6 protein-coding genes are annotated in these 5,404 nt (G+C 67.5%); 3 read left to right on the top strand and 3 right to left on the bottom strand.

The window, feature by feature from the left end:
- Positions 1–161: 161 nt before the first annotated feature.
- The 3 genes from V6M48_RS11955 to pdxH are packed head-to-tail and all read right to left on the bottom strand — an operon-like array spanning position 162 to position 2,519.
- Positions 162–953 carry a PhzF family phenazine biosynthesis protein gene (locus V6M48_RS11955; protein ID WP_332812752.1) on the bottom strand — a complete coding sequence of 264 codons (792 nt, stop codon included), beginning with the start codon at positions 951–953 and terminating at the stop codon, positions 162–164.
- Complete coding sequence (locus tag V6M48_RS11960) at positions 950–1,909, bottom strand: cation diffusion facilitator family transporter (protein WP_332812753.1); 960 nt, start codon at positions 1,907–1,909, stop codon at positions 950–952. Before V6M48_RS11960 ends, V6M48_RS11955 begins: the two co-directional genes overlap by 4 nt.
- 10 nt (positions 1,910–1,919) lie before the next feature.
- Positions 1,920–2,519 (bottom strand): pyridoxamine 5'-phosphate oxidase, encoded by a 600-nt coding sequence (gene pdxH / locus V6M48_RS11965; protein ID WP_332812754.1) that lies wholly within the window; start codon positions 2,517–2,519, stop codon positions 1,920–1,922.
- Positions 2,520–2,663: 144 nt separating this feature from the next.
- Here pdxH and V6M48_RS11970 point away from each other — a divergent pair, with 144 nt between their 5' ends.
- Genes V6M48_RS11970 through fabI form a run of 3 tightly spaced genes read left to right on the top strand, consistent with a single transcriptional unit; the run spans position 2,664 to position 5,392 of the window.
- The gene (locus tag V6M48_RS11970) at positions 2,664–3,635 is read left to right on the top strand and encodes a DnaJ C-terminal domain-containing protein (RefSeq protein WP_332812755.1); all 972 of its coding nucleotides are present in this window, start codon (positions 2,664–2,666) and stop codon (positions 3,633–3,635) included.
- 6 nt (positions 3,636–3,641) lie between these two features.
- The gene (locus V6M48_RS11975; RefSeq protein WP_332812756.1) at positions 3,642–4,592 is read left to right on the top strand and encodes a YihY/virulence factor BrkB family protein; all 951 of its coding nucleotides are present in this window, start codon (positions 3,642–3,644) and stop codon (positions 4,590–4,592) included.
- Entirely contained in the window at positions 4,589–5,392 is an 804-nt protein-coding gene (fabI, locus tag V6M48_RS11980; protein ID WP_332812757.1) for an enoyl-ACP reductase FabI, read from the top strand. The genes V6M48_RS11975 and fabI overlap by 4 nt, the downstream gene beginning before the upstream one ends.
- Positions 5,393–5,404: the final 12 nt, after the last annotated feature.

Below are 5,404 nucleotides of genomic sequence, written 5' to 3' on the forward strand. Positions count from 1 at the left end.
GCGGCAAGCTGCGCGACTTTCCCGAGGTCGACCGCGCCGCCTGGTTCACCTTGGCGCAGGCGCGCGAGAAGATCCTGCCGAGCAAGGCGCCGATCCTCGACGCGCTCGAGCGAATGCTGGCCTGAGGCGGGCCCCGTGTGCGCGGAGGCGACCGCCGATTGTCAGATCCGCAGCACGCCTTCGATCACCGTGACGCATCTGCCGCCGAGGATCACCCGGTCGGCCTCGAGCCGGCAGGTCAGATGGCCGCCGCGCCTGCTCGCCTGGAAGGCGGTGAAGCTGGTTCGGCCGAGCTGCTCGGCCCAATAAGGGACCAGCACCGCGTGCGCGGCGCCGGTGACCGGATCCTCGTCGATGCCGGCGCCCGGCGCGAAGACTCGGCTGACGATGTCGCTGGTCCTGCCCGGTGCGGTGACGATGGTCAGCACGTCGCCTTCTTTCGCGAGCGCGGCGAAATCGGGTGCGAGCGCGCGCACTTCATCCTCGCTGCCGACGCGGACCACGGCGTAGCGCAAGGGATGCCACAAGGTCTCGAGCGGACGGCAGCCGAGCGCCGCGACGATCTCGGGCAGCGGCCCGGGCTCGGGTTTCCACGCCGGCAGCGACAAGGCGTAACCCTCGCCCTCGCGCGCGACCTCGAGCAGCCCGGCCTTGCGGGTGCGGAAACGGATGCGATCGCCCTCGATCAGGACATGGCCGCTGGCCAGGGTGGCATGGCCGCAGAGCACCACCTCGACGGTCGGGGTGAACCAGCGAAGCTCGTAATCGGCGCCGTCGTCGTCCGAGCCGCTTGCCCTGACGGTGAACGCGGTCTCGCTGAGATTATTCTCCATCGCGATAGCCTGCAGCATCTCGTCGGGCAGCCATTGCTCGAGCGGCATCACCGCAGCCGGGTTGCCGGTGAACGGACGATCGGCGAAGGCGTCGACCTGGACGAATTTGAGATCGGTCATCGTGGCTCCTCGCCGAGGGGAGTCTCGTCGGTTTCCACCAATGTGTCGCCGGGGTGGTCGACATGCCCTTCGGGGTCGAGGTGGATCAAGATCTCCGCGCCGGGGAATTCGGCGGCGAGCTCCTCCTCGACCTGGTCCATCACCTCGTGCGCGGCGGCGACGGTCATGCCCGGCTCGACATAGACGTGGAACTGGACGAAGTCGCGCGAGCCGCTGGTGCGCGTGCGCAGGTCATGGATGCCGCTCAGCGCCGGATGGCGCGCCGCGACCGCCAGCAGGCGCTGGCGCTTCTCTTGCGGCCATTCCTTGTCCATCAATTGATCGATCGCGCGCCCCGACGCGGCCCACGCCCCCCAGCCGAGCCACAAGGCGATGGCGATGCCGAGCAATGGGTCGGCGCCGCTGAGGCCGGCATATTGATCGAGCGCGAGCGCTGCGATCACGGCAAGGTTCAACAGCAGGTCGCTCTGATAATGGATATGGTCGGTCTCGATCGCGACGGAGCCGGTGCGGGCGATGACCCGGCGCTGGTAGAAGAGCAAGGCGAAGGTCGCGCCGATCGCGACCAGCGAAACCGTGATGCCGAGGCCGGCCTCGGTCGTCGTCCCGCCCGCGACGAGCTGCGTCACCGCCCGCCAGCCGATCGCGGCGGCCGAGAAGGCGATCATGAACACCTGGAACAACGCGGCGAGCGCTTCCGCCTTGCCGTGGCCGAAGCGGTGGTCGCGGTCGGCGGGCAGCGCGGCGAGCCGCACGCCGTAGAGCGTGATCAGCGAGGCAAGCAGGTCGAGCCCGGTGTCGGCGAGCGAGCCGAGCATCGCCACCGAGCCGGTCTGATAGGAAGCATAGGCCTTGAGGATGAGCAGGAAAGCGGCGGTGGCGACGCTGGCATAGGCCGCGCGCGCGGTCAGCCGGGCGTGCGTCAAATGCTGCTCGGCGTGCGCTGCTGTGCTCATCGGGCGCCGCTCATGGAAACAGCAAGGTCTCGCTCCAGCCTTCGCCGTTGCTCACGAACAGGCGGCGCTCGTGGAGCCGGTGCGGCCGGTCGCTCCAGAATTCGATCTGCTCGGCGAGCACGCGAAAGCCCGACCAGCGCGGCGGGCGCGGCACGTCATGGCCCTCGAACCGGGCGCGCGTCGCTTCGTAGCGTTGCTCGAACAAAGCCCGCCGCTCGAGCGGCCGCGACTGGTCCGATGCCCAGGCGCCGAGCTGCGAATCGCGTGCGCGGCTTGCGAAATAGAGGTCGGCCTCCGCGTCGCTCACCGGCTCGATTCCGCCTTCGATGCGCACCTGGCGGCGCAGCGATTTCCAATGGAAGAGCAGGGCCGCGCGGGGATTTTCGGCGAGCTCGCCGCCCTTCCGGCTGTCGAGGTTGGTGTAGAAGACGAAGCCGCGCGGATCGTGCCCCTTGAGCAACACCATCCGCACCGACGGCCGCCCTTGCGCGTCGGCGGTGGCGAGCGCCATCGCGCTGGGATCGTTCGGCTCCGTCCCCTGCGCCTCGGCGAGCCATGCGTCGAACAGCAGGTGCGGGTCCGCCGCGATCTCTGGAGGGTTTGCGTCCATCCAGCGCTCTTGCCGTTAGTCGCCATTGCGCACAAGCATGGCTTGCAGCGGGCGGGTCCGCGACCCATCTGCAACAGCTGTGGCATCAGCCGGCCGCAGCGGCAACGATGGACATTTGCGGCAGGGTGGAAGAACGAGACCGGGATGGCGGACCTATATTCACAATTGGGCGTGGCGCGTGGGGCGGACGAGGCCGACATCAAGAAGGCTTATCGCAAGCTCGCGAAGGAGCTGCACCCCGATCGGAACAAGGACAATCCCAAGGCCACCGAGCGTTTCTCGAAGGTCACCCAGGCCTATGACATCCTGACCGACAAGGACAAGCGCGCGCAATATGACCGCGGCGAGATCGACGAGGACGGCAACCCCAAGGCGCCGTTCGGCTACGGCCAGGGCGGACCGCGGCCGGGAGCGGGCGGCGGGCCGTTCGGCGGCGGGTTCGGCCGCGGCCCCGGCGGCGGCGACTTCCACGCCGGCGAGGAGGTCGATCTTTCCGAAATGTTCGAAGGCCTGTTCGGCGGCGGAGGCGGCGGCCGTCGCGGCGGCTTTGCCGGAGGAGCGTTCGGTGGGCGTCGCCAGGCCCCGCCGGCGCGCGGCGCCGACACCGGCTACCGCCTGTCGGTACCGTTCGAGGATGCCGCTGCGCTCAAGCAGCAAAGGGTGGTGCTGTCCGGCGGCAAGACGATCGACATCAAGCTGCCCAAGGGCGTCGAGGATGGCACCAAGATCCGCCTCAGCGGCCAGGGCCAGGAGGGGCCGGGCGGCGCCGGCGACGCGATCGTCACGATCTCGATCGCCCCGCACCGTTTCTTCAGGCGCGAGGGCGACGATGTCAGGCTCGACCTGCCGATCTCGCTCGACGAGGCGGTGCTCGGCGCCAAGGTCAAGGTGCCGACCGTCGATGGCGCGGTGATGCTGAGCGTCCCCAAGGGCTCGAGCTCGGGCAAGGTGCTGCGCCTCAAGGGCAAGGGTTTCCACGCCAAGGACGGCAAGCGCGGCGACCAGCTGGTGACGTTGATGATCGACATACCAGCGGACGATTCTGAGCTCGAGGCGTTCGTCCAAGGCTGGAGCCGGCGCGGCAAAGGAAACCCGAGGGCAGGGCTGGGCGTCTAGTTCACTGTGACGAACATCTCCCCTGAGTCCCCCGAGGAGCGGCGCAAGCGCCTCGCCGAGGGAGAATCCGAAGCCGAGGAGAGTGAAAGCGGCTCGCGGACGTTCAAGGTGGTCAAAAGGGTCGCGATCGGCGTCTACAACGACGGTTTCATCCACGCCGGCAATCTCGCCTATCTGTCGCTGCTGACCCTGTTTCCGTTCATCATCGTCGCTGCGGCCGTGGCGCGGATATTCGGCCAGTCGGAAGGCGGGATGCGGACCGTGATCGCGCTCCTGCAGACGATGCCGCCCGACGTCGCGCACGTGCTCGCGACGCCTATCAAGGACGTGCTCACGGCGCGCTCGGGCAATCTTTTGTGGGTGGGGGCGCTGGTCGGCCTGTGGACGACGGGCAGCTTCATCGAGACGATCCGCGACATCATCCGCCGTGCCTACGGCGTCACCTACACGCGGCCGTTCTGGGAATATCGGCTCGGCTCGATGGGCATCATCATCGGCTCGGTGGTGATCGCGCTGATCGCCTTCACCCTTTCGGTGCTGCTGTCTGGTGTCCAGCAATTCGCCCTCGCCCTGCTGCCGGGCGCACACGAGGTGGTGTCGCTGTTCACCGTGTTCCGCGTCGTGCCGGGCCTGATGCTGTTCGGCTCGCTTTACCTGATCTTCCTGTCGCTGACGCCCAAGCGCTACCGCAACTCCGAGTGCCAGAAGTGGCCCGGTCCGGCGCTGGTCACCTTGTGGTGGCTCGCGACCACCGCCTTGCTGCCGGTCGTGCTCGCCAGCCTCGGCGGCTACGACCTGACCTACGGCAGCCTCGCCGGCGTGATGATCGCGCTGATCTTCTTTTTCGTGATCGGGCTTGGGCTGGTGCTCGGCGCGCATCTCAACGCGGCGCTGGCCGAAACCCCCAGGCCGACTGTAAAGGAACGCAGGAAGGTCAAAGCGGAGGGGGCAAGATGAGTGGTTTGATGGCGGGCAAGCGCGGCTTGATCATGGGGCTCGCCAACGACCGGTCGCTGGCCTGGGGGATCGCCAAGGCGCTCGCCGCGCAGGGCGCCGAGCTGGCGTTCAGCTATCAGGGCGAGGCGCTCGAAAAGCGCGTGCGCCCGCTCGCCGAGGAGCTCGGCGCCGATTTCCTGATCGAATGCGACGTCGCCGACATGCGCGACCTCGACCGCATGTTCGCCGATCTCAGCGCGCGCTGGGAGACGATCGACTTCGTCGTTCACGCGATCGGGTTTTCGGACAAGAACGAGCTTCGTGGAGGCTATGTCGACACCAGCCTCGAAAACTTCCTGATGACGATGAACATCTCGGTCTACAGCTTCACCGCCGTGGCGCAGCGCGCGCGCGCGATGATGCCCAATGGCGGAAGCCTGCTAACCCTCACTTATTACGGCGCGGAAAAGGTGATCCCGCATTATAACGTCATGGGGGTCGCGAAAGCCGCGCTCGAGGCCAGCGTCAAATATCTCGCGATGGACCTTGGCCGCGAAGCCATCAGGGTCAATGCGGTGTCGGCCGGGCCGATCAAGACGCTCGCCGCGAGCGGGATCGGCGACTTCCGCTACATCCTCAAGTGGAACGAATATAACAGCCCGCTTCGCCGCAACGTCACGATCGAGGACGTCGGCGGCGCCGGCCTCTACCTGTTGTCGGATCTGGCGTCGGGCGTGACCGGCGAAATCCATCACGTCGACGGCGGCTATAACGTCATCGGCATGAAGGCCGAGGACGCGCCAGACATCACCGCCGGGTAAGGGCAGGCAGCG

This window comes from Sphingomonas sp., assembly GCF_036677245.1.
GTDB lineage: Bacteria > Pseudomonadota > Alphaproteobacteria > Sphingomonadales > Sphingomonadaceae > Allosphingosinicella.